Raw genomic sequence first — 724 nt, 5'->3', positions numbered from 1 at the left:
GGGGATTGATACGCCGCCCGGCCGCTCTTACTCGTGCGAAGCGTGAACCAGTTGGTGCTGTTCCCTCCGGTGGCGGCGCGAGGCGAGGACCCCGCCCATGCCGGTCATGCCGGTGGCCAGGGCCAGCAGGATGCCTTCCCCGCCGGCACGTGGGAGCACGCCTGCGGGCAGGTACGTGTATCGGAGAGAAGTGTCCGGGTTTTGGGGTGCGCCGCCCAGCGTGTAGTCCACGCTAACCGTGACCATGCCCGGCTGGTGTGCCGGCGTGAACACGCTGACGCTACCTCCATCACCACGCGTCAATCCTGTTGCGGTATTGCTGTCAAATTTGACGCCGGTGATTACTGGCGCCAGATTGAACACCACCGGTACAGGGGTCAGAACTCTGCTGGTATAGTTCCCAGTGGGGATGCTGTCGTTGCCTAACTGGCCAAACTCGTTGCTTCCCCATGCTTCGGCGCTCCCGTCCGTGCCGATCGCCAGGGAATGAAATTGTCCGCCGCTGACTTGTACGGCTTGCAGTCCTTTGCTCGTGTCAGTGGGGTTGGCGGGGTCGCGCGTGAGCACTGGAACTGATGGATCCGCTGTTTTATTGCCGAGCTGGCCATTGCTGTTGTATCCCCAGGTGTAGATGTATCCATTGCTGCCCACGGCTAGCGAATGAAAGTATCCGCCGCTGACTTGTACGGCTTGCAGTCCTTTGCTCGTGTCAGTGGGGTTGGCG

Annotated in this window: 1 pseudogene; it reads right to left on the bottom strand. The window is 61.5% G+C overall.

Annotated elements, in window-relative coordinates:
* Positions 1–27: 27 nt before the first annotated feature.
* Positions 28–724, bottom strand: a pseudogene (locus QRX40_RS08645) (chromosome condensation regulator RCC1); the annotation flags it as partial.

The organism is Bifidobacterium sp. H6bp9 (assembly GCF_032193695.1).
GTDB lineage: Bacteria > Actinomycetota > Actinomycetes > Actinomycetales > Bifidobacteriaceae > Bombiscardovia > Bombiscardovia kimbladii.
This window is presented reverse-complemented; position numbering and strand designations above follow the sequence as displayed.